19 protein-coding genes are annotated in these 22,616 nt (G+C 46.6%); 9 read left to right on the plus strand and 10 right to left on the minus strand.

Translation table 11 applies throughout. From position 1 onward, the window contains the following. Positions 1 to 105 precede the first annotated feature (105 nt). Genes ARB69_RS08075 through ARB69_RS08085 form a run of 3 tightly spaced genes read right to left on the minus strand, consistent with a single transcriptional unit; the run spans position 106 to position 3,631 of the window. Positions 106 to 1,239 carry a toxic anion resistance protein gene (locus tag ARB69_RS08075; protein ID WP_050641921.1) on the minus strand — a complete coding sequence of 378 codons (1,134 nt, stop codon included), beginning with the start codon at positions 1,237 to 1,239 and terminating at the stop codon, positions 106 to 108. A 40-nt stretch (positions 1,240 to 1,279) separates the two neighbouring features. Continuing rightward, on the minus strand, positions 1,280 to 2,647 hold the full coding sequence (locus ARB69_RS08080; protein ID WP_055152514.1) for a 5-bromo-4-chloroindolyl phosphate hydrolysis family protein: 1,368 nt from the start codon (positions 2,645 to 2,647) through the stop codon (positions 1,280 to 1,282). Between the two features lie 9 nt (positions 2,648 to 2,656). Next, positions 2,657 to 3,631 carry a calcium/sodium antiporter gene (locus ARB69_RS08085; protein ID WP_050642751.1) on the minus strand — a complete coding sequence of 325 codons (975 nt, stop codon included), beginning with the start codon at positions 3,629 to 3,631 and terminating at the stop codon, positions 2,657 to 2,659. Between the two features lie 91 nt (positions 3,632 to 3,722). On the opposite strand from ARB69_RS08085, the gene ARB69_RS08090 reads away from it, so the two are divergent. Then, positions 3,723 to 4,403, plus strand: coding sequence for an RluA family pseudouridine synthase (locus ARB69_RS08090; RefSeq protein ID WP_055152516.1), 681 nt, complete (start codon positions 3,723 to 3,725; stop codon positions 4,401 to 4,403). A gap of 99 nt (positions 4,404 to 4,502) precedes the next feature. On the opposite strand, the gene spoVG is transcribed toward ARB69_RS08090, so the two are convergent. The 3 genes from spoVG to ARB69_RS08105 all read right to left on the minus strand — a co-directional run bounded on the left by spoVG (position 4,503) and on the right by ARB69_RS08105 (position 7,253). Continuing rightward, positions 4,503 to 4,790: a septation regulator SpoVG gene (gene spoVG / locus ARB69_RS08095; protein WP_025654554.1), complete on the minus strand. Its 288-nt coding sequence runs from the start codon at positions 4,788 to 4,790 to the stop codon at positions 4,503 to 4,505. A 73-nt stretch (positions 4,791 to 4,863) separates the two neighbouring features. Beyond that, entirely contained in the window at positions 4,864 to 5,982 is a 1,119-nt protein-coding gene (glgD, locus tag ARB69_RS08100) for a glucose-1-phosphate adenylyltransferase subunit GlgD (RefSeq protein ID WP_055152518.1), read from the minus strand. Then, positions 5,979 to 7,253, minus strand: coding sequence for a glucose-1-phosphate adenylyltransferase (locus ARB69_RS08105; protein WP_025654552.1), 1,275 nt, complete (start codon positions 7,251 to 7,253; stop codon positions 5,979 to 5,981). The genes glgD and ARB69_RS08105 overlap by 4 nt, the downstream gene beginning before the upstream one ends. A 214-nt stretch (positions 7,254 to 7,467) precedes the next feature. Between ARB69_RS08105 and murC the strand changes: the two genes are divergently transcribed. From murC to ARB69_RS08125, 4 genes are all read left to right on the plus strand, one after another. Beyond that, positions 7,468 to 8,844: a UDP-N-acetylmuramate--L-alanine ligase gene (gene murC, locus ARB69_RS08110; RefSeq protein ID WP_055152520.1), complete on the plus strand. Its 1,377-nt coding sequence runs from the start codon at positions 7,468 to 7,470 to the stop codon at positions 8,842 to 8,844. 347 nt (positions 8,845 to 9,191) lie between these two features. Beyond that, positions 9,192 to 10,283, plus strand: a complete 1,092-nt coding sequence (locus ARB69_RS08115) for a DnaD domain protein (RefSeq protein ID WP_055152522.1) — start codon at positions 9,192 to 9,194, stop codon at positions 10,281 to 10,283. 13 nt (positions 10,284 to 10,296) lie between these two features. After that, on the plus strand, positions 10,297 to 11,325 hold the full coding sequence (locus tag ARB69_RS08120; RefSeq protein ID WP_050641928.1) for an ATP-binding protein: 1,029 nt from the start codon (positions 10,297 to 10,299) through the stop codon (positions 11,323 to 11,325). Next, entirely contained in the window at positions 11,298 to 12,473 is a 1,176-nt protein-coding gene (locus ARB69_RS08125; protein WP_050641929.1) for a ribose-phosphate pyrophosphokinase, read from the plus strand. The genes ARB69_RS08120 and ARB69_RS08125 overlap by 28 nt, the downstream gene beginning before the upstream one ends. A 398-nt stretch (positions 12,474 to 12,871) precedes the next feature. Here ARB69_RS08125 and ARB69_RS08130 read toward each other — a convergent pair whose 3' ends face one another. After that, complete coding sequence (locus ARB69_RS08130) at positions 12,872 to 14,854, minus strand: sodium-translocating pyrophosphatase (RefSeq protein ID WP_050641939.1); 1,983 nt, start codon at positions 14,852 to 14,854, stop codon at positions 12,872 to 12,874. A gap of 268 nt (positions 14,855 to 15,122) precedes the next feature. Continuing rightward, complete coding sequence (locus ARB69_RS08135; protein WP_055152524.1) at positions 15,123 to 16,208, minus strand: M24 family metallopeptidase; 1,086 nt, start codon at positions 16,206 to 16,208, stop codon at positions 15,123 to 15,125. A 226-nt stretch (positions 16,209 to 16,434) separates the two neighbouring features. Here ARB69_RS08135 and ARB69_RS08140 point away from each other — a divergent pair, with 226 nt between their 5' ends. The 3 genes from ARB69_RS08140 to ARB69_RS27145 all read left to right on the plus strand — a co-directional run bounded on the left by ARB69_RS08140 (position 16,435) and on the right by ARB69_RS27145 (position 18,498). Next, entirely contained in the window at positions 16,435 to 17,505 is a 1,071-nt protein-coding gene (locus tag ARB69_RS08140; protein ID WP_050641941.1) for a sensor histidine kinase, read from the plus strand. Beyond that, positions 17,495 to 18,229 carry a response regulator gene (locus ARB69_RS08145; protein ID WP_050642754.1) on the plus strand — a complete coding sequence of 245 codons (735 nt, stop codon included), beginning with the start codon at positions 17,495 to 17,497 and terminating at the stop codon, positions 18,227 to 18,229. Before ARB69_RS08140 ends, ARB69_RS08145 begins: the two co-directional genes overlap by 11 nt. 122 nt (positions 18,230 to 18,351) lie before the next feature. Continuing rightward, on the plus strand, positions 18,352 to 18,498 hold the full coding sequence (locus tag ARB69_RS27145; protein ID WP_167702487.1) for a hypothetical protein: 147 nt from the start codon (positions 18,352 to 18,354) through the stop codon (positions 18,496 to 18,498). 199 nt (positions 18,499 to 18,697) lie between these two features. Here the strand turns inward: ARB69_RS27145 and ARB69_RS08150 are convergent, their stop codons facing one another. Both ARB69_RS08150 and ARB69_RS08155 read right to left on the minus strand, forming a co-directional pair. After that, positions 18,698 to 20,464, minus strand: coding sequence for an adenine deaminase (locus tag ARB69_RS08150; protein ID WP_055152526.1), 1,767 nt, complete (start codon positions 20,462 to 20,464; stop codon positions 18,698 to 18,700). A gap of 77 nt (positions 20,465 to 20,541) precedes the next feature. Further along, positions 20,542 to 21,915, minus strand: a complete 1,374-nt coding sequence (locus ARB69_RS08155; protein ID WP_330377571.1) for an amidohydrolase — start codon at positions 21,913 to 21,915, stop codon at positions 20,542 to 20,544. Positions 21,916 to 22,048: 133 nt separating this feature from the next. On the opposite strand from ARB69_RS08155, the gene ARB69_RS08160 reads away from it, so the two are divergent. Continuing rightward, on the plus strand, positions 22,049 to 22,606 hold the full coding sequence (locus ARB69_RS08160; protein WP_055152530.1) for a helix-turn-helix domain-containing protein: 558 nt from the start codon (positions 22,049 to 22,051) through the stop codon (positions 22,604 to 22,606). Positions 22,607 to 22,616 lie beyond the last annotated feature (10 nt).

Raw genomic sequence — 22,616 nt, forward strand, 5'->3', positions numbered from 1 at the left:
GCTCCGCTAATCTTGATCCTGACGGCTTCGCCTTGTATCAGTTCAGGAAAGTCTGTCCTGTTACGTTACCTTTCATTCCCTGCGGACTTATACAGTAACGTCATCTTATCCCTGAACCTGCAGCAGCTTCTGTTTCAGCTCGCCCTCCAGACGCATCATCTCCTGCTCTGCCTCACGGCGTTTCTGTCTGCCCTCCTGCTGGATGTGCATCACTTCGTCGAGCGTAGAAATCAGAGATTCGTTCGTCATCTTCAGCGTTTCAATGTCTACAATACCGCGTTCTGACTCTTTGGCAGTTTCAACTGTTGCCATTTTCAGTTTCTCGGCATTCTTACGCAGCAGCTGATTTGTCATGTCTGTCACTTCGCGCTGGGCAGCAGCTGCCTGAGCCGAATGCTCCACACCGAGAGCCAGAACCATCTGACTCTTCCACAATGGTATGGTATTTACGATCGTGGACTGGATCTTTTCAACCATAAGGGTGTCATTCCCCTGCACGAGGCGGATCTGAGGCGCGGTCTGGATTGAAATGGTGCGGGTCAGCTCGAGGTCATGTATTTTCTTTTCAAATCTGTTGCACATGGAGTCCAGGTCTCTGGCGGCCTGTGCATCCTCCGGCAGTCCGTCTCTCTGGGCCTTATTCAGCAGTTCCGGAAGTTTCGTGGTGCGTACCTCCTGCAGTTTCTTTTTTCCTGCCAGTATATACATGGAAAGTTCTTTAAAGTAGGTCAGATTCACCTCATACATTTTATCCAGTATCGCAATATCTTTTAACAGCTGTACCTGATGGTTCTCAAGTACTTTACATATCTGGTTAATGTTTGTCTCCGCCTTAGTATACTTTGACTTCATGGCATTTATTTTGTTAGAAGTCTTCTTAAATATCCCCAGGAACCCCTTCTCTTCCTCTTCATCAAAATCCTTCAGCTCTTTCACTACGCCAGACAAAAGGTCTCCGATTTCCCCCAGGTCTTTCGTCTTAACGTTCTCCAGCGCCGTCTCAGAAAAGTCCGCCATCTTCTTCTGTGTGCCTGCCCCATACTGAAGAATAACGGAAGAATTGGTCAGGTCGATCTGGTTTGCAAAGTTATCGACTGCCCGTCTTTCTTCATCCGTCAATATGTTGTCATCAAATACTACTTCTTCTTTCTCCACGACCTCTACTGCCTGTTTTTGCTCCTGGAAAGGTTCCAGCGTCAGTTCAGGGGTTGCTGCAAATCCTTCAAATTCGTTGTTCATTTTACTTCCTCCATCCGGTAAGTCTGCATCTAATTTTTTTTTACTTTTTAAAATCGTCCTTGGTAAGTCCCTCCTGTGCCAGCATTGTGTTCAGAACCGATATATCGGCCGATACATTCCAGGCCGTATCCTGGAACAGGCTGTCCAGAAGTTTCTCAAACGCTGCATTTAAAGTATCCAGAGTTTTCTCGATCTCACTCTTGGATGAAATAATATTGGCTCCCTGAACCGGCTGTGCATCCAGTTCCTCATAGGCCTCCAGAAGCTTGACTGTTGTCGGAAGATAATACTCCATCATCCGCCGGATATCCGGTAAATTCTCCGGATTCTGTTCAACCCGGTCAAAAATCCGGTCCACCAGGGTCTGTATACGGGATATCTTTGCCGAAATCTCTTCCCCCGGAATCGCATCATTACATTTTTCGATCTTTTTGATATACTCATCCCCCGCCCGGATAATCTCTTTTACCTGCGGGTCCATATTCATATCCTCCTCAGCCCGGCGCGCTTTCTCCAGACGTTCCTCCTGTTTCTGCTTTTCTATGCGCTGCATGAGGTCTGTATACTGGGCATAGGCCTCATTGCTGACGATCAGGCAGGTTCTCTGGCCGTCCAGATGCCCTTGCATGAACCAGCCTTTATTGATCATCTTTTCAAGATCTTTTACGATATACTTGGGGGGTTTTTTCAAACGCTGTGCCAGCTCCTTGATTTCACAGTATTCTTTTCCGCCCATTTCTCTGATATATACACGGAACCGCTTCACTTTTCCAAGAAGACTTGTCCCGACACCAGCGAGAATAGCCCCAGCCCCCAGAAATGCCCCCAGCACACACGCTGTTACCCGGAAACTGCTGCTGAAATCAAAAGCAGTAATTCCTACAACCACAACGAGTATCAGCAATAAAAGCATGGAAATTCCCAGTGTATAACCTGCAGCAGCGAGAATAACCCCTCCGACTTTGGTTCCGGTCGTGCTTACAAACAGACGGGTATTCTTCTGAACAGACGGGGAATTCTGCACGTTCCGGTACTGCCGGCCTGCAGCAGCTGCGCGGTCCTGCGTTCTTTGTCCCTGCCATCCCTGTTCCCGTCTTTGTCCGGAATCCGGGTTCCATCGGTAACCTGCGTTTTCCTGCCCCGGGCCTCCCTGATACCTGTATGTATTCCCGTTGGACTGCCGGCGGCTGTTCTGCCAGGATTGATTTTTAAAGTTCTTCGCAGTCTTGTCAACTGCATCCCCTACAGCATCCCCCATTGTATGAATGCCTTTTTCCAGTCCATCCATGGCATGATTAACGGTATTTGTAATTGTCTGGTTTAACCTGTTAAAATCCTGGGAATCCACAGCATCCTGCACCGTCCTGCGGATATCTTCCCCAAATCGTTCCCAATCCTGGTTCTTCATCTTTTCCACCTACCTTGTCAGAATATATACAAAAAATCCTGCATAAAACAGCAGAAACAATAAGCCTTCCAGCTTAGACAGTCCCTTTCTGCTGACAGCGCACACATACACCAGAAAACTTGCCGCGATCAGGATCACCGTATCCCAAACCGCAAAAGCATTTACAGTAATCGGTGTAATAGATGCGGAAGCCCCTAAGATCAACAGAATGTTAAATATATTAGAGCCAACCACATTGCCCAGTGCGAGATCATTTTCCCCCTTTTTAGCTGCCACCATTGAAGTTACCAGCTCGGGCAGGGAAGTCCCCAATGCTACTATAGAAAGCCCGATAAATGTCTGACTTAATCCAAAACTCAGTGCAATCTCCGTCGCGCTGTCCACAACAAAGTTGCCGCCGATGATGATGCCAGCTATCCCAATTACAATATAACCCACACTGCGAAGAGGAGTCAAGACTTCATATTCTTCTACAGGCTCTCCCGACTGTTCTATTTGCCTGCGGGAGTACATGGCATCGGTCACTGCGACGCATAAAAATCCGATAAACAGAACCAGAAGAAAAATTCCCACGCCTCTTGTAAGTACGTATTCTCTGTCATTTTCAAGTATGCCGCTGAAATGAAATCCGGTAAGCCCCAGCAATAAAACCAATGTGATTATTATAGAAAACGGGAACTCTCTTTTCAGTATAGACCACTTCACCTGAATTGGACGCACCATCGCGCTTGCCCCAAGTACAACCAGCAGATTAAATATATTCGAACCGATCACATTACTGACTGCAAGGTCATTTTTCCCCTGAAGTGCAGCCGTTATACTGACGGAGGCCTCCGGCATGCTTGTCCCAAAAGCGACGATTGTCAGGCCGATAATGATTGATGGCACCCGTAATATCTTTGCAATGCTTGAACTTCCGTCCACAAAAAAATCCGCACCTTTTATCAGCAGAAAAAAACCTATTATTAACAGCAGATATGTTATCATACTTGACCTCGCTTTTCTTTTATACGATAATCAGTGTAGTCAGATTTTTCTGAAAAGTCAAGGATATACCAGCAAAGGAGTAAATAAAATGAACCCGGACATCTTATATGAAGACGAGGACATCATCGTTTGTGTCAAACCGGCCGGAATACCAACCCAAAGCAGCCGAATAGGAACCCCCGATATGATCAGTATTCTGAAAAACCATATCCATAAAAACAATCCCAGAAAACAGCCGCCCTACCTCGCCGTCATCCACCGCCTCGATCAGCCGGTGGAAGGCCTTCTCGTATTTGCCAAGACGCCTGCTGCCGCCCGGGAACTGAACAAACAGCTGACCCGGTTCGGATTCGGCAAGCATTACCGTGCGCTCCTCACCGGAATCCCCGCCGCCATAGAGGAAGATCTGGCAGATTACCTTGTAAAAGACGGCAGAAACAATACGACAAAGGTCTGCACACCTGAAACTCCGTGTGCAAAAAAAGCGCTCCTGCATTATAAAATTATAGAATCCAGTCCGGATTCTGCCTGTTCACTGGCGGAGATCACCCTGGAAACAGGCCGCCACCACCAGATCAGAGTACAGATGGCACATATGGGAACCCCCATCGCAGGTGACAGAAAGTATGGCCGGGAATCCGAGAAGACTTCTGAGTCCTGCGGGCTTCAGCTGTTTGCCTGCCGTTTGAAGTTTAAACATCCGCGCACAGGCAAAATAATGGACTTCCAGACAGACCGGCTTAAATCAATAAATATCGTCGCATTGTGAAATTTATAACAATCAGGTACAAAGGGGTCAGACCCCTTTTTTGAAAAAACAGGCTGCTGCAAGCTCGCAAGAGCTGCAGCAGCCTTCCATTTACTACATTTACATTTCCCCAAGAACTGTTTCCGGCTCGTCCTCTATTGACTGGGAATACTTCTCCAGGATTGTACTTTGAATACGCTCTCTGGTCCCGGAATTGATTGGGTGCGCGATGTCACGGTATTCACCGTCAAGAGCTTTCTTGCTCGGCATTGCGATAAACAGGCCCTTCTCACCTTCTATCACTTTAATATCATGGACAACAAATTCGTCGTCAATTGTGATAGAAACAACTGCCTTCAACTTCCCTTCCTTTGCCACCTTGCGCACACGCACATCTGTGATTTGCATAATGTTCAAGTCTCCTTTCTCCGCCTGCATTAGTTCTGCGCCCTATTGAGACATGACTCAATAAGCCTAACCTTTATAATGCATACCGTTCGTTTTTCTCAACTACCACTTTCACACCATTCTCACCAACATGCCTTGTGTTCGCTCTTATCGTATCGCGACTCTCTACTACACAGTTTTCAATGTAAGTATTGTCCCCAAGATAAACGTCGTTCAGGATGATAGAGTTCTTGATAACGCAGTTATTGCCCACAAATACCTTTTTGAATAAAACGGAATTTTCAACGGTTCCGTTAATAATACTTCCGCTTCCAATGAGACTGTTCTTAACAACCGCCCCCGGATTATACTTAGCCGGCGGAAGATCACTGACCTTGGAATTCACCGGTGGAAGCTCCTTAAAGAAATAGCTGCGCACCTCCGGTTTCAGGAAATCCATATTTGTCTGGTAATATGCGTCCACTGTTGAGATGTTACTCCAGTAGCTGTTTATCTTATAACCGTATATTTTCTTCAGATTCTTATAACGAATCAGAATATCGGTTACAAAATCATGTCTTTCCTCTTCTGCACAGTGCTCGATGAGGTCGATAAGCTGTCTTCTCCTGATGACATAGATACCAGTAGAAATCGTATGTGAGTGAGCCACCATCGGCTTTTCCTCAAACTCTTCAATCCTTGCGGATTCATTCATGCGCACGGTACCAAAGCGGGTAGCGTCCTCCCCGGCTTCCAGATCCTTACACACGACTGTAATGTCTGCTTTCTTCGCGATGTGGTACTCAAGCACTTTATTATAGTCAAGCTTGTACACCGCATCTCCTGATGTAATGATTACATACGGCTCATGGCACTTCTTCAGGAAATCCAGATTCTGATAGACAGCATCCGCCGTTCCACGGTACCAGTAACCATTCTCTGCCGTAATCGTAGGGGTGAATACAAACAGCCCGCCCTGCTTTCTCCCAAAATCCCACCATTTGGATGAATTCAAATGTTCATTCAGGGATCTTGCATTATATTGTGTCAGCACGGCCACCTTCTGAATATGGGAGTTTGCCATGTTGCTCAACGCAAAATCAATTGCCCTGTAACTGCCAGCTACAGGCATCGCTGCAACAGCACGTTTGGAAGTCAGTTCCAGCATCTTTCTGTTATTTCCGCCTGCTAAGATAATACCTACTGCTCTCATACACGATCACCTGCCTTTATTAATGTCTCTCCGCTTGCAAGTACTCCGGCGCTGTAATCCTCTATGGACGTAACACCACTAATGGCGGTATTCTTACCGATCTGTACTCCTGACGGTATCTCTGAATTCTCACCGATAGTTGCAAGACCGCCGCCGTAAATATTCGGTTTTTCTTTGTTCGGAACTTCGCTTCCTATTCCAATCACGACATTGCTGCCAATCCTGGTTCCCTCGGCAATAATCGCCTTATCAATCACGCAGTTATCTCCAATGGTAACATCCCTCATAATAATGGAGTCTCTGATAATGCTCCCCTTACCTACAGTTACACCGCCTCCAAGCACAGAATTATGAATCTCGCCGTAGATCTCCGAACCGTTGCTGATAATACATCTGTCAACTACGGACTGTTCCGAAATATACTGTGGTGGAATGTTGGCACTGTTGGTATAGATCTTCCAGAATTCTTCATAGAGGTTGAACTCGGGAATAATATCGATTAATTCCATATTCGCTTCCCAGTAAGAGCTCAGTGTTCCGACATCTTTCCAATAGCCGTTGTACTCATATGCAAACATCCGCTTGCCATTCTCGTGGCAGTACGGAATGATATGCTTTCCGAAATCACAATTCGGCTGTTCCGAAAGTTTAAGCAACGCATCCTTCAGTACCTGCCAGCTGAATATGTAGATACCCATTGATGCCAGGTTGCTGCTCGGTTTTTCCGGTTTCTCTTCAAATTCTTTAATCCTGCTCTCATCATCTGTAACGACAATACCAAAACGACTTGCTTCCTCCATCGGTACCGGCATGGCGGCTATGGTGACATCAGCTTTATTCGCCTTGTGGAAATCCAGCATCACTTCATAATCCATCTTATAAATGTGATCTCCTGAAAGAATCAGTACATAATCAGGGTTATAGGTCTCCATATAGTCGAGGTTCTGGTAAATCGCATTCGCTGTCCCTGTATACCACTCACTGCTTGTACTCTTCTCGTACGGCGGAAGAATCGTCACCCCTCCGACATTGCGGTCCAAATCCCACGGAATTCCAATTCCAATATGAGTATTCAATCGTAAAGGCTGATACTGTGTTAAAACACCCACGGTATCTACGCCTGAATTAATACAGTTACTGAGCGGGAAATCAATAATACGGTACTTTCCGCCAAATGCTACTGCCGGCTTGGCCACTTTTGCGGTAAGGACTCCCAATCGACTGCCCTGTCCTCCTGCTAACAGCATTGCAATCATTTCCTTTTTAATCATGTCGTCACCTCATTTCTAGTTAGTTGGGTTTATTATAACACACTTTTATCTCCCGCACACATTTTTTACAAATTTTTAGCGGAACGTTTTGCCTTTTTGTTAATTTTGCACAAAAAGAACATCTTTAAAATTTCCCCATATATAGTATAATATAAAAAGCAGTTAATGTTTATGACAAATTTTAAGATTTTTTTAAAGGAGAAGGAATAAATTTATGTATAAGATCAATTTCAAAAAACCAATTCATATCCATTTTATAGGGATTGGCGGCATCAGCATGAGTGGTCTGGCCGAGATACTTCTAAAAGAAGGATTTACAGTATCTGGTTCTGATTCCAGAAAGTCACCACTAACTCAGCAGCTGGAAGACAAGGGTGCCCGCATATTTTACGGACAGAAGGCCGGCAATATTATAGATGGGATTGAATGTGTGGTTTACACTGCTGCTATCAGCCGTGATAATCCGGAGCTGATTGAAGCAGTTGCACGTAAGATACCGATGCTTACCAGGGCAGAACTGCTTGGACAGCTGATGAAAAACTATAAGAATCCCATTGCCGTTTCCGGAACACATGGGAAGACCACAACCACCTCCATGATTTCCCATATTCTCCTGGAAGGAAATCTGGACCCAACTATATCGGTTGGCGGCATTCTGCAGGCCATCGGCGGCAACATACGTGTAGGTAATTCCGAAACCTTTATTACGGAAGCCTGTGAATATACAAACAGCTTTCTGGATTTTTACCCCAGAATCAGCGTTATCCTCAATATAGAAGAAGATCATCTGGACTTTTTCAAAGACCTGGAAGATATCCGTCATTCATTTCACCAGTTTGCATCCCTGCTCCCTCCCGACGGAACCCTTGTTATCAATTCAAATATACAGAACTATGAAGAGATCTGCGATGGGCTTAACTGCAGCGTCATCACTTACGGAAGTTCCCCGGATTCCAACTACAGCGCGCAGAATATCAGTTACGACGATAAAGGCTGTGTCTCTTTTGACCTGCTTCGGAACGGAACTCCTGCAGAACACGTTGTCCTTTCTGTCACCGGAGACCACAATGTTTCCAATGCGCTTGCTTCTATCGCAGTTGCAGAGCTGCTTGGCGTTCCAGCCGATATGATACAGAAGGGGCTGATCTCCTTCTCCGGGACAGACCGCCGTTTTGAATACAAGGGCACCCTAAACGGCACCACAATCGTGGATGATTATGCCCACCATCCCACAGAAATTGCCGCAACCTTAAAGGCTGCAAAGCACTATCCGCACGAAGGACTGTGGTGTGTATTCCAGCCCCACACTTACACCCGGACAAAGGCATTTTTCCATGAGTTTGCAGAGGCTCTGTCCCATGCGGACCATGTGGTCTTAGCAGATATCTACGCCGCAAGAGAAACGGATACGCTGGGAATATCCTCCAGCGATCTGGCGCAGGAGCTCTCAAAACTGGGAACCGACTCACATTATTTTCCGTGTTTTGAGGAAATCGAAGATTTCTTAAGAGAGAACTGTAAACCCGGTGACCTGTTGATAACTATGGGAGCTGGAGATGTAGTAAATATCGGGGAAGAACTGTTAAAATAAAACTTATCCACACTTTCCCCACACAGTTATCTACAAAAAACTCTGTTTTACCCACTAAAAAACACTTTGTCCCTCAACAATAAGGTGCTATAATACCTATACGCATAAGAGTTAAATCTATTTAAGACTAATACTGCACCCGCCTGACCTTCCCGCTCAGCGGCCTGATTAACCCCGATTTAACCAGCGCAGATACGGCTGCGCTTTTTAAATCTGCCTTAATCATCCTACTAAACGGAACATTCAGCCGGGTATGTATTCGATCTGACATACTCTGGTAAGAAAAGGTCACCGTTCAGGCCTGCTTGAACGGTTGCAAAAAAGCGAAGGGTGGGGAAACATAATTTATGAAAACACTGACATTGAAGAATAAATTCCAGACAAACGTGACCCTGGTTACAAATGATTTTATAGATAACTATATGATCCAGGCGAACGGTGAATTTGTAAAGGTCTATTTATTCCTGCTGAGGCATCTCGATGATCCCTGTTCTTCTCTCACAATCTCTACGATTGCTGATTGTCTGAACAACACCGAGAACGATATTCTGAGGGCCTTCAGATTTTGGGAATCTGAAGGGCTTTTAAGCCTGGAAAAAGATGAAGAAGGCCGGATCATTGGAATTGAACTGGAACGGACCCCCTCCATCGCCCCAAGAAAAGTAACTGCCTTGAAGGGCGCTCCTGCCACTGCAAAGCCGGCAGCCAGAGAGCGGAAGCCCGCTGCACAGCCAGCCTCGCAGCCTGCAGCTGCGTGTCCGGCTGAACCGAAGTCAAAAGCAATTCCCCTGACTTCCTTCAAAGCGCAAAAAGAATTAAAGTCGCTTCTTTTCATAGCGGAACAGTACCTCGGCAAGACCTTGTCCAGCACCGATGTGGACGCTATTACATATTTTTATGAGACACTTGGCATGTCAGCCGATTTAATCGAATATCTGATTGAATCCTGCGTTGAGAACGGTCATAGAAGTATTCACTATATTCAAAAAGTTGCCCTCTCCTGGTCAGACAGTGGTGTTACTTCGGTTGAACAGGCCCGCCAGCATTCCTCAGCATACAATAAGAACTGCTACACCGTTCTGAATGCATTTGGCATTAAGAACAGAGGACCCGCGGCAGCTGAACTTTCTTATATTAAGAAATGGACGGAAGAATTCGGCTTTACTCTCGATATCATTCAGGAAGCCTGCAGCCGGACTATAACGGCTACCCATCAGCCCAGTTTTGAATATGCTGATTCGATCCTCACCAAGTGGAATGAAAATCAGGTAATCCATCTGAAAGATATCGCTGTTCTGGACGCAGCATTCCAGAAAGAAAAGTCTTCCAGGAAGTCTTCTGACTCCAGGCAGAAGCCAGTCTCCAAGAATCTTAACAACTTCGAAAGACGCGCCTACGACATGGAGTCGCTGGAAGAGCAACTATTAAACAGTAATTAAAAGGAGCATAAACTTGGGACTTAAAGCATCACAATATCAGGCCATTATGCGTGATTATGAACAGCGCCAGCTCCGTAATCACGATAGATTGACCAGACATTATGAAGAGGTGTATAAAAAGCTTCCGGAATTTAAATCGATCGATGAATCCATTTCCATTCTCTCCGTCCAGTACGGCCGCAAGCTGTTGAATGGGGACGACAAGGCCATAGATTCCCTGAAAGAGGAACTGGCGATTCTGCGAAGCAGTAAAAAAGATCTTCTGCATTCCGGAGGATTCCCTGAGAATTATCTGGAACCTATTTATGACTGTAAAGACTGTATGGATACAGGCTACATTGGCAATCAGAAGTGCCACTGCTTTAAGAAGGCGGTGATTGGCATCCTCTATGAACAGTCCAATCTGAAGCAGGTTCTAAAGCAGGAGAACTTCGGTACCTTTTCTCTTGATTACTATTCAAACAATTATATAGACACTAAAACAGGGCGTTCTTCCATGCAGGTAATACAGGATGCCCTTAAGCTATGCCATCATTTCGCCGACACATTCGGAACAGAATTTAACAACCTCTTCCTTTACGGGGACGTAGGAGTAGGCAAAACTTTCCTTTCTAACTGTATTGCAAAAGAACTGATGGACAGAGAATATTCCGTTCTCTACTTTTCATCTTCAAAGTTTTTTTCAATTCTGGCCAAGAATACATTTGACAAAAACAATATTGATGCACAGAATATGTATGAGTATATATTTGACTGCGATTTGCTGATTGTCGATGATCTTGGAACAGAATTCACGAACTCATTTGTGGCATCACAGTTTTTTACCTGCATTAATGAACGGCTGCTCAGCCGCAAATCAACCATTATATCAACCAATCTGTCTCTGGACACTCTGGCCGACCTTTATACAGAACGGTCATTCTCCAGAATAACCAGTAATTACACGATGCTCAAACTGATTGGAGATGATATCAGAATCAAAAAGAAATTAATCAAAAACAGGGAGGAACACTCATGTTACACCGCACAGAAAGAACTCTAGAAAACATTCCAGTAGGCGCTCTGGGCCTGATTCCGGTCGTGGGCTGCGAGGAACTCGGAAAAAAGGTCAATGATTACCTTGTCAAATGGAGGAGGGAAAGTGCCATTGAGCACAAGGATGATGTAGCATTCTCAGGATACGAAAAGGACACTTACATTGTAGACTGTGCTGTGCCGAGATTCGGTTCCGGCGAGGCAAAAGGCATTATCAATGAATCCGTACGCGGGATGGATCTCTATCTTATGGTAGACGTATGCAACTACAATATCACCTACTCCCTGACGGGCAATATTAACCACATGTCACCAGATGACCATTTTCAGAATCTGAAGCGCGTCATTGCCGCAATCGGCGGTAAAGGCCGGCGTATTAACGTCATCATGCCATTTTTATACGAAAGCCGGCAGCACAAAAGAAACGGGCGGGAATCTCTGGACTGTGCACTTGCACTCCAGGAACTTGTCCGCATGGGCGTGGACAATATTATCACTTTCGATGCGCACGATCCAAGGGTTCAGAATGCAATCCCTCTGAACGGCTTCGAAACTGTACCGCCGACTTATCAGTTTATCAAGGGCCTTCTGCGCAATGTTGACGACCTTCAGATTGACACGGAACACATGATGATTATCAGCCCGGATGAAGGCGGCACCAACCGTGCCGTATACCTTGCCAATGTCCTTGGCCTTGATATGGGTATGTTCTACAAACGCCGCGATTATACAAAGATAGTCAACGGACGCAACCCCATTGTTGCCCATGAATTCCTGGGAAGTTCCGTAGAGGGCAAAGACGTCGTCATCATCGACGATATGATCTCTTCCGGTGACAGTATGATTGAAGTTGCGACCGAATTAAAGCGCAGGAAAGCAAAGCGAATCTATGCCGCAGCAACATTCGGCCTGTTCACCAACGGAATGGACAAGTTCGACAAGGCATACGAGGACGGTGTTCTCACAGGAATTCTGACAACGAATTTAATCTACCAGTCTCCGGAGCTCCTGTCCAGGCCATATTATATCAACTGCGATATGAGCAAATATATCGCACTGCTGGTCGATACGCTCAACCATGACGGATCCATCAGCACACTGCTTAATCCGAACGAAAGAATCCAGCATGTTCTTCAGGAATACCGCAATAGATAAGAAATTTACAAGTGAAATCAAGACGTGCTTGGGAGATGGGGAGCTAAAATAGCCTGCTCAGATCCACCGTCCCCGCGGCTCCCCACAAACGCAAGGGGTTTTCTATCTACAGGATGCACCAGCTGTGCGGAATTGGAATATGCCTCTTCTGGATGCGTCTTTTAGGGCATTAGTGCCGCTTCATCAAAATCAGAGCCAGCATGTGAACTGAATCCAGGCCCACAAGGCCTGGATTCAAGCCGACCCGAAGTGAGAATTCATCAGAATTCTCGCAAGTGTCGGCGGTGTTCATCATGCTGGCTCTGATTTTGATTAGCGGCACTTATGCCCTAATTCCGTATCCAGAAGAGGCATATTCCAATTCCGCACAGCGTCCGCCATTAGGCAATAGTTCCCCTTTACAAGAGCCCTCCTACAGAGAGGAACAGCGGGGCAAATACAAGCGCAACGATCGTCATAAGTTTTATCAAAATATTGATTGACGGTCCTGAAGTATCTTTAAACGGATCCCCGACCGTGTCGCCTACTACGGCTGCCTTATGGGCTTCACTGCCCTTCCCGCCATGGTGGCCTTCTTCTATGTATTTCTTCGCGTTATCCCAGGCTCCGCCTGAATTGGCCATAAATATCGCCATCAGTACGCCTGTTACCAGCGCTCCTGCGAGGAGTCCGCCCAGTGCATCGGTGCCCAATACGATTCCAACCACAACCGGCACTGCAACTGCCATCACACCCGGCAGAAGCATCTCCCGAAGGGCCGCTTTTGTAGAGATCGCAACACAAGAGGTATAATCCGGTTTATCTGTCCCCTTCATAATACCCGGTTTCTCGCGGAACTGCCGCCTTACTTCTTCAATCATCTTATAAGCGGCTTTTGACACGGAGTCCATGGTTAATGCGGAGAATAAGAATGTCAGCATCCCGCCAATGAAAAGCCCGATGATGACCTTATAATCCAGCAGGTTGATAGACTGCAGCTTGACAGCCTCAGCATAGGACACAAACAGGGCCAGCGCAGTCAGTGCAGCTGAACCGATTGCAAAACCTTTCCCCATGGCTGCAGTTGTATTTCCCACAGAATCCAGCTTATCGGTAATCTCACGTACGGATTCATCCAGTCCGGACATCTCTGCAATACCGCCTGCGTTGTCCGCAATCGGGCCATATGCATCTACCGCCACCGTAATACCGGTTGTAGAAAGCATACCTACTGCCGCAAGTGCGATTCCATACAAACCGTTCGCCTTATACGACACAAAGATACCTGCACAAATCAGAAGGAGCGGAAATGCAGTAGACTGCATGCCGACTGCGATACCACTGATAATTGTGGTTGCCGGACCTGTCTCTGACTGGTTGCCAATCTTTTGAACCGGTTTATAATCTGATGATGTATAATACTCTGTTACACTTCCTATGATTACTCCCACAACAAGGCCTGCGATTACCGCAATGGCCGCCTGGAAACCGTCAAATAACACTTTACTAAGTACAACGGATGCAATAATGACAAGAATCGCAGAAACGTAGCTGCCTCTTGTCAGAGCCTTCTGAGGGCTGGACTTTTCATCTCCTCTTACGAAAAATGTACCGATGATCGATGCCAGCAGACCACAGGCCGCTATTACAAGCGGAAATACCACTCCGGATACTGCTGCCCCGACAGCGCCAAGAGTCAGTGCCGATACAAGGGAACCTACATAAGATTCAAAAAGGTCCGCTCCCATGCCTGCCACATCCCCTACATTATCGCCTACATTATCCGCAATTACTGCCGGATTACGCGGGTCATCCTCCGGGATCCCTGCCTCTACCTTTCCAACCAGGTCCGCTCCCACGTCGGCCGCCTTGGTATAGATACCTCCGCCCACACGGGCAAACAGCGCGATGGACGAAGCTCCAAGGCTGAACCCTGACAGGATGTCTACATTGCGGGTGATGATATAAACCAGGCTTACTCCCAGTGCACCAAGCCCCGCAACACACATTCCCATAACTGCTCCGCCGGAAAATGCAATGGACAATGCCTTATTCATGCCGCTCTCTTTTGCCGCATTTGCCGTCCTGACATTTGCCTTCGTCGCCACATTCATGCCAAAATAACCGGCAAGCGTTGAAAATAGAGCGCCCACCACAAAGCATACTGCTGTAACCCAGTTGCCGATGCCCACACCGATCAGTATGAATAGCACCGCAACGAAAATAACCAGAATTTTATATTCTGATTTCAGGAAAGCCTGTGCGCCTTCACTAATTGCGCCGGCAATTTCCTTCATTTTGTCGTTCCCGGCATCTGCTCTGCTTACTTTTACCGCCAGATATGCGGCAAACAGCAGTGTCAGCACTCCAACTGCCGGAACCAAATACAATAACCTTTCCATAATAACCTCCTAAAAACCAATCCCTTTTAACATATTCCCGGCCTATAAATGATTCAGCACCTCCTTCTTTACCGGGTCTGTTGATCTCATTCTAGCAAAGAATGCAGGAATTAACAATGTATTTTGCAGAAATTGTATTGTATTTGGGAAATTTATTCAATTGGAAGAACTTTATGCACTCCGCATTCCGCCCTCCGTCAATTATCAGAATATCTAAAAGAGGGCGGACGGCGGAGCATTGTGGATCTGTTGAGTTATGCCCCGGTTCCTACTCTTCCGGAACAATGATAAGATCTTTTGGAAAGTGGTTGAGTACTTCGCATCCGTCTTCCGTGATGAGCACAATGTCTTCGATACGGACGCCGATCCCCTCATCCGGCAGATAAATTCCAGGCTCTACCGAGAAGCACTGTCCTGGTTTGATGATGTCTTCATTGACGGAAGATACATCGCCGAATTCGTGGTCTTCCAGGCCGATGGAGTGGCCTGTCCTGTGTGTGAAGTATGGGCCGAATCCTTTTTCCGTGATATAATCACGGCATGCAGCATCTACATCACACATTCTGTTCCCCGGCCTGGCGGCCTCGATTCCTCTTCTGTTGGCCTCTGCGACAATGTCATAGATCTCTTTTGCCCGGTCAGATACTTCTCCTATGAATACAGTTCTTGTCAGGTCCGATGCATAGTTGTTTTTAAATGCGCCTATATCCAGAATTACACAGTCTCCACGCTTTCCTCTGGAGTCATCTGTTACATGATGCGGATCGGCTGCGCCCTTAGCATACGCTGTGATCGGTTCGAAGGATACGCCCTCGCATCCAAGTTCCTTGTATATCTCGCGGATCTTGGCGCTCAGTTCCCTTTCTGTGAGTCCTTTTCCAACCCATGGGATCAGCTTTTCTACCGCAGCATCATTCAATCTGGACGATTCCCGCATCAGCTCCTGTTCTTTTTCATCTTTGATCATTCTGATATAGTCAACAATCATGGAACCGTTCACAAAACGGCTGCCAGCCTCCAATTCCTGTAATCTGAGCAGGAATTTCGCCGGCCAGATTTTATCGATGCCAATTGTTTTATCTTTCTCCACATACTGTGACAGAATCTCAACACCATCCTGTATGTCGTTATACCAGACCAGATCAACCCCAAGATCTTTCTCCTGCGGGAACAGCTCATTGATTACCAGCTTGTGGTTCCCATTCACATTCAGATACAGCGCTAATAATCTTTCTCCCGGAACAATCATCTTTCCCGTCAGCCAGAAAATGGTGAGCGGATCCGCAATGATCATCTGCGGAACGCTTTTTTGTTCCATTGCCCCCAGTATTCTATTTAACTTACTTGTGTCCATTCATAAAACCTCCTTTTTTCTGCATATTTTATGCTTTCTTATAAACATACCTCTGTCATTGTAAGGCTATTCATATGGCATGTCAATAAATCCCCGATGGTACATATTTCCTGCTTCTGTGGGATGTTTCTCCCTGCTGCTGATCTGGTTTTTACATGGTCTTATTAATTTAATGTGGATTTTTTTTAGGTTTATGATATGCTTGATAATGAGGTGATTATTATTGATGAAAAAAATACTTAGAAATCTGGGGGCTACTCTTCTGTTTCTCGCAATCTCGAGTGTTTTATCCTTTTTATTTTTCCATTTGGGAAATAAAAGTTCCGCAAATATTGCTTTATTCTACATTCTAGCACTCATTCTGATTGCGCTTAACACGGACGGCTACATTTATGGAATCTGTGCTTCGGTCTTCTGCGTTGCAGCGGTAAATGTATTTTTTACCTATCCTTTTTTCCGGATGGATTTTACCCTGGACGGCTACCCGATCACATTTCTGGGCATGCTGGCAGTCAGTATTATCACCAGTACCACTACCACCCGTATAAAAAAACAGAAGGTAATACTGGACGAAAAGGAACGTAAACTGGCAGAGACAGAAAAAGAAAGAATCCGTGCCAACCTGCTGCGTGCGGTTTCCCATGACCTGCGCACACCGCTTACGACCATCATCGGCTCTTCCGCCTCTTGTTTGGAGGATTATGACGACCTTACAGATCAAGAAAAGAGGGAGCTGATACACAATATCCATGAGGATGCAGGCTGGCTTTTAAACATGGTCGAAAATCTGCTGACCGTCACCCGGATTCAGGATGATTCCGGAAAAGTGAAGAAGTCGCCTGAAGTCGTGGAGGAGGTCATTTCCGAGGCAATTACGAGAACCCGGAAGCGCAATCCTAAGATAAAGATTTGTGTAAATATGCCGGAAGATTTTCTTATAGTTCCCATGGATGCAACTCTGATCGAACAGGTGCTGATTAACCTGATGGAAAACGCCTGCGTCCATTCACATACTGAAAAACCATTAGAGCTGACCGTAACTAACGAGCGTGATTATGTCAGCTTTAAAATCCGGGATTACGGCATCGGACTGGATGAAATGCAGCTCCCTTATATCTTTGAGGGAAAATACACCCGCAGTGCGGCCGACAGCTACAGAGGCGTCGGAATCGGCCTGTCAATCTGCAAGACTATCATTACTGCACACAGCGGCACGATTACTGCCGCTAACCATGAAAATGGGGCTGAATTTACTTTTACACTGCCAAAGGAGAGGGATCATGAATATGACGCATAAAGTTACAGTTCTGATAATTGAAGATGAAAAGAAAATCCTGACATTTGTAAGTAAAATATTGAAAAAACACGATTACAAGGTCTTATGCGCAGACACCGGCAAAGAGGGGCTCAGTCTGATCGGCTCTCAATGTCCGGACATTATCCTGCTGGATCTCGGCCTGCCTGATCTTGACGGATGTTCGATTATTCAGGAAGTGCGGGCCTGGTCCAGCATACCGATCATCGTAATCTCCGCCCGCTCAGCAGAAAAGGAAAAAGTGGCCGCTCTGGATCTGGGCGCGGATGATTACATCACAAAACCATTTGGCACCTCAGAGCTCCTGGCCCGCATCCGGGCATCCCTGCGCCACAGCAACAGGCTGTATACGGATAGTTCTCTGTACATACGCCCCTACCAGTGCGGCAGTATGCTGCTGGACTTCTCCAAGCGCATTCTTACCATTGACGGGAAAGCGGTACATCTGACGCCTATCGAGTATAAAATAGTAGCCTACCTGGCACAGAACTCCGGTAAAGTCATAACTTATGCCTCGATTCTGTCAAATGTATGGGGGCCCTATGCAGACAGTGATAATAAAATCCTGCGCGTAAACATGGCAAATATCCGCAGAAAAATAGAAAACGATCCCGCGCAGCCGCAGTATATTTATACGGAAGTAGGGGTTGGGTACCGCATGAAAGAAGACGAATTTGACAGCAATTCCCAGCCTTCTTCCGTGTAATCCGCAGTCCGTTTCCCCGTTAAAGTACCGCTAAGAAAACGCCCAAACTCTTTTGGTATACTGCCTTTTCCTTTACAATAAGTCATAAAATGATCAGGAAAAGGAAAGGGAGAGATAAGGCTATGGAAAATATAGGAATGACTATCTTAATGGTAGTGGGAGGCGCTGTGGGCATCTTTTCATCACTTTATATTGCCGTCAGTTTTCCGGCGCTCATTATATGGAAAATATACCGCAAAATACGCTATGGGTATAAGCTGGTGGATTAATTGGCGGATGATCATAAAGACGGACGCCCAAAAAGGAAGGACAACTTGAAGGGGCCGTCGGGAAATGATTGATTCATACTATATATTGCTGCATGACTTCACAGTCTGCCTCAATATGTAGTTTGTAAATTTCATTTCCCGGCGGCCCCTTTATGTTGTCCTGAAAAGGGATTTTGCTATCCCCCAAGGGATCTCACCTTTACTCGGTGACCTCGATTATGGGTGAAATAACTTCCTGGTTTATTACATCTATAAATCCTACGTCTGTAACTGCATACATTGGTATGGCTGCCAGGCAGATGAAGGACAGGAACATAAATGGAATGGTAATCGGTGAACCGAGTTCGTGGATGATTCCGTTGAGTTTCCGTTTCTCGTCCGCAAGCTCTTCTCCTGACAGGTCTGAGAGGAGGCCGCAGATCGGGTAAGATATCTCCGCCAGTATCTCGCCGTTTTTGACGATGTTCTGGCCGCCGCCTATTTCAATCAGGTGGTTGACCGCTATGGCCATGTCTTCGAAGTTTGTTCCCATTACGATAATGTTGTGGTTATCGTGTCCTACGGAAGAGGCAATTGCACCCTCTTTGAGATGGAACCCTCCCATGAATGCTTTGCCGACGTTACCGTTTACCCCGTAACGCTCTACCTGCGCAATGTAGAGTACGTCCTGCTCCACGTCACATTGTACCACACCATTGACTACCGGCAGTTCCGCCTCACGCCCCTGCGTGATCGGTATCCATGGCAGGGTATCCATTACCTTTACTTTTACCTTTTTTGCTCCCTCTGGAGCTTCGATCCGGAAGCTTTCCGGGGTGATTGGGTTTTTCAGTTTCGTGGTGTTTAACAGGCATGGTGCATGCTCTGCCTTTGGATAGGATATGAGGCACCTGCCATTATCCACGATTTCTTTTCCGCCAGCGATGACGCTTAATACGCGGAAGTCTTCTTCCCCGGTTGTAATGTTGATATCCGCCCTGCGCCCGGGCGCCAGGCCGCCGATTTCATCGTCCAGGTGGAACGCCCTGGCAGCATTGAGGGAAACCATCTGTATAACGGTCGGGAAATCGACTCCCGCCTTCAGTGCCCTGCGCACTGCTTCATCGAGATGTCCTTTGTCCACTGCATCGACGGTATGAAGGTCATCCGTAACAATGCTGACTCTGGATGTATCCAGTTTCTCTTCCAGGATCGTTTTCAAGCAGTCTGCAAGGTTCTGGGCAGCTGATCCCTCTCTGATCATAAGGTGGCAGCCATTCCTTAATCTGGCAGCCGCCTCCTCTCCGTTCAGGGATTCGTGATCCGTGGTCACTCCGGCTGCAAGGCAGGTATTCAAAGCTGGCCCCATCATATCCGGGAGATGCCCCTGACAGGTCTTCCCAGGCATCTTGTTCGCTTTCTCCATGGACTCCAGCAGATCCGGAAATCCGGATAAGACGTATGGTCCCACAATTTCAGACAGGCCGACCGAATCTTCTCTCTGCAGCGCTTTCTGAATGATTTCGCCGTTAAAATGTCCTCCGCTTGTCTCCAGGTTGGGGGCAAACGGTACATGGGACGGAACAACAAAATACAGCTTCAGGTCCGTCTCCTTTGCTTCTTCGAGCACCGCTTCGATGGCTTCCAGGCCGCCCACAACGCCGACCTCATGAAGATCTGTCATAACTGCTGTGGTGCCGTGCTTTAATACCAGTTCCGCAAAGGAACGGATTGCCAGGCTGGTGCTTTCGGGATGAATATGCCCGTCAATGAATCCCGGGGTAATATAATTTCCTCCCGCATCAATGACCTTTGTATTATCTCCGATTGTATAGTCCACGTCTCCGACCGCCGCAATCGTGTTTCCGCTTACAGCCACACCGCCCTCATAGATCTCTTTTGTATATACATTTACAATCTTTCCATTCTTAACAACGATATCCGCAGGTGTTCTGCCCGCCGCAACTTCTAATAATTTTTTGTCCATATATCTTTTCCTCCTATCTGATATCACACTTTGTTATCTGAAACATACTCCTGCTTCTCATGCACTCAGCTTGTCTCTTAGCAGCGGATAACCGGAAACCGGTCGGGCAGCGTGATTCCTGCTCTCCTGTATATCGCCTCGCTCCGTTCCTGGGCCTCTTTTACGATTGCATCTTCATCCAGTGTCAGCACTTTCCGGTCCTTCATCAGCCATTTTCCATCACACATTGTACTTTCAATGTTCGTGGAATGCATCGCCGTCACAAGCGCCGCTATTCTGTCGTTTACCGGCATCATGGACGGACCATGCGGATTAATCACAATCAGATCCGCTTTTTTGCCTGGTTCCAGGCTTCCGTACACCTGGTCATCCAACAGCGCCCTCGCACCGTTTTTGGTAGCCATACATAAGATATCCTCTGACGGTACCACTGTGGAATCCAGCCGCCATCCTTTATGAATCAGCGATGTGAGCCACATCTCATCCACCATGTCCATGCGGTTGCTGGAAGATGCTCCGTCAGTCCCTATGGAGACGCAGATTTTCTTATCCAGCATCTGCGGGATCTTGGCAAAGCCCAGAACACGCATGGCAGAAGCCGGGTTGTGGGAGACTTTGACATCATATTTTTTGAACAGATCGACTTCCTCGTTTGTCAGCCACACGGTATGTACTGCCAGCAGATTTTTATCCAATACTCCCAGACGGTGCAGATGTGTTACCGTTGGCTCCCCGTAAACTTCTTTCGTATACTCAATCTCGGATTTAGCCTCCGCTACATGCATATGCACGCCCACACGATATTGATCCGCCAGTTCCTTTGTTCTGACAATCAGATCATCCGTATTATTAAAAATCGTTCTCAGCCCAAACCAGATCTGGACTCTTCCATCGGCAGTATTATGGAACTTTTTCAGATCGTCCACCTGCTGATCGAGTTCTTCCTGCATGGTCTTCTGCCAGATCGGAGGGCGCCCCTCCCCACAGTCCATGACGGATTTGGCAAGCTTTCCCCGCAGCCCCGCCTCCGACACGGCTCTTACCATACCACTGACAAACTGGCCGCCCGGCTCGGCAAAACTGGTCACTCCGGAGCGGATCAGTTCGAGACAGCACATCAAAGTCGAAACATATGAATCCTCTTCTGTCATGTTACTCTCAAAGGGCCACATTCTTTTATGAAGCCATGTCATAAAGTCCACATCGTCGCCGACACCGCGGCTGATCTGCTGGGATGTATGTACATGCGTATTGACAAATCCCGGAAGAAGATATCTGCCATTCAGGTCAATTACTTCCGCATCCGGCTTAATCAGCCCAGGCTCCACTTTACCTGCTGCCAGAATTTTATCGTCCTGTACCAGAAGGCTGCCGTTTTCATATACCTGGTTTGACTCATTCATGGTTAGAATATAACCATTTTTAAAATATATTTGTTTTGCACTTCCCAATCCATTACCTCCTTTTTCTGACTTTTTGTTCATTATAACGAATATCGTACGCTTTGTCAATTCACCTATTTGACTGAATAATCTGTTTCTGTTATAATACTGGCATTCAGTTAAAATTACCTGGGAGGTCGTTATGGATTTATCTAAAATCGGTAAAACAATCAAAGACAAACGGCAGGAGATGAACCTGTCACTGCGAGAACTTTCTGCGCTATCGCAGGTAGCAGGAAGCACCATCAGCCAGATCGAAACCGGCAAGACATCCCCAAATCTGCTGACGCTGAAGGCCATCTGTGATACCCTTGACATCCCCGTTTTCTCCCTGTTTTTAGAGGAGGATTCACAGGTACAGCTGGTCCGTTTTGGAGACCAAAAATCATTTGTCAGAAACACAAGCAATGGAAAGGCTTTGACAGAATCTCTGATCATACACGGAAAGAACGAAATGTACGCCGCCACTGTTACAATCCCCTCCGGCGCAGACTCCGGCGAATACGCACGCCATGGCGGAGAGGAATTCGTATACGTGCTGCAGGGAAATGTTACGTTTGAACTCGAAAACAATGGCAGTTATGAGCTGGAAGAACATGATACTCTATATTACCCTAATTATATCGGACACCGGTGGATGAACAAAAAAGAAAAGGAAGCAAAAATCCTGATGGTTTCCACTTCTCCCTATACGTTCTGACCATACCACA

Origin of the sequence: Faecalicatena contorta (assembly GCF_001404335.1) — a bacterium.
Taxonomy (GTDB): domain Bacteria; phylum Bacillota; class Clostridia; order Lachnospirales; family Lachnospiraceae; genus Faecalicatena; species Faecalicatena contortus_B.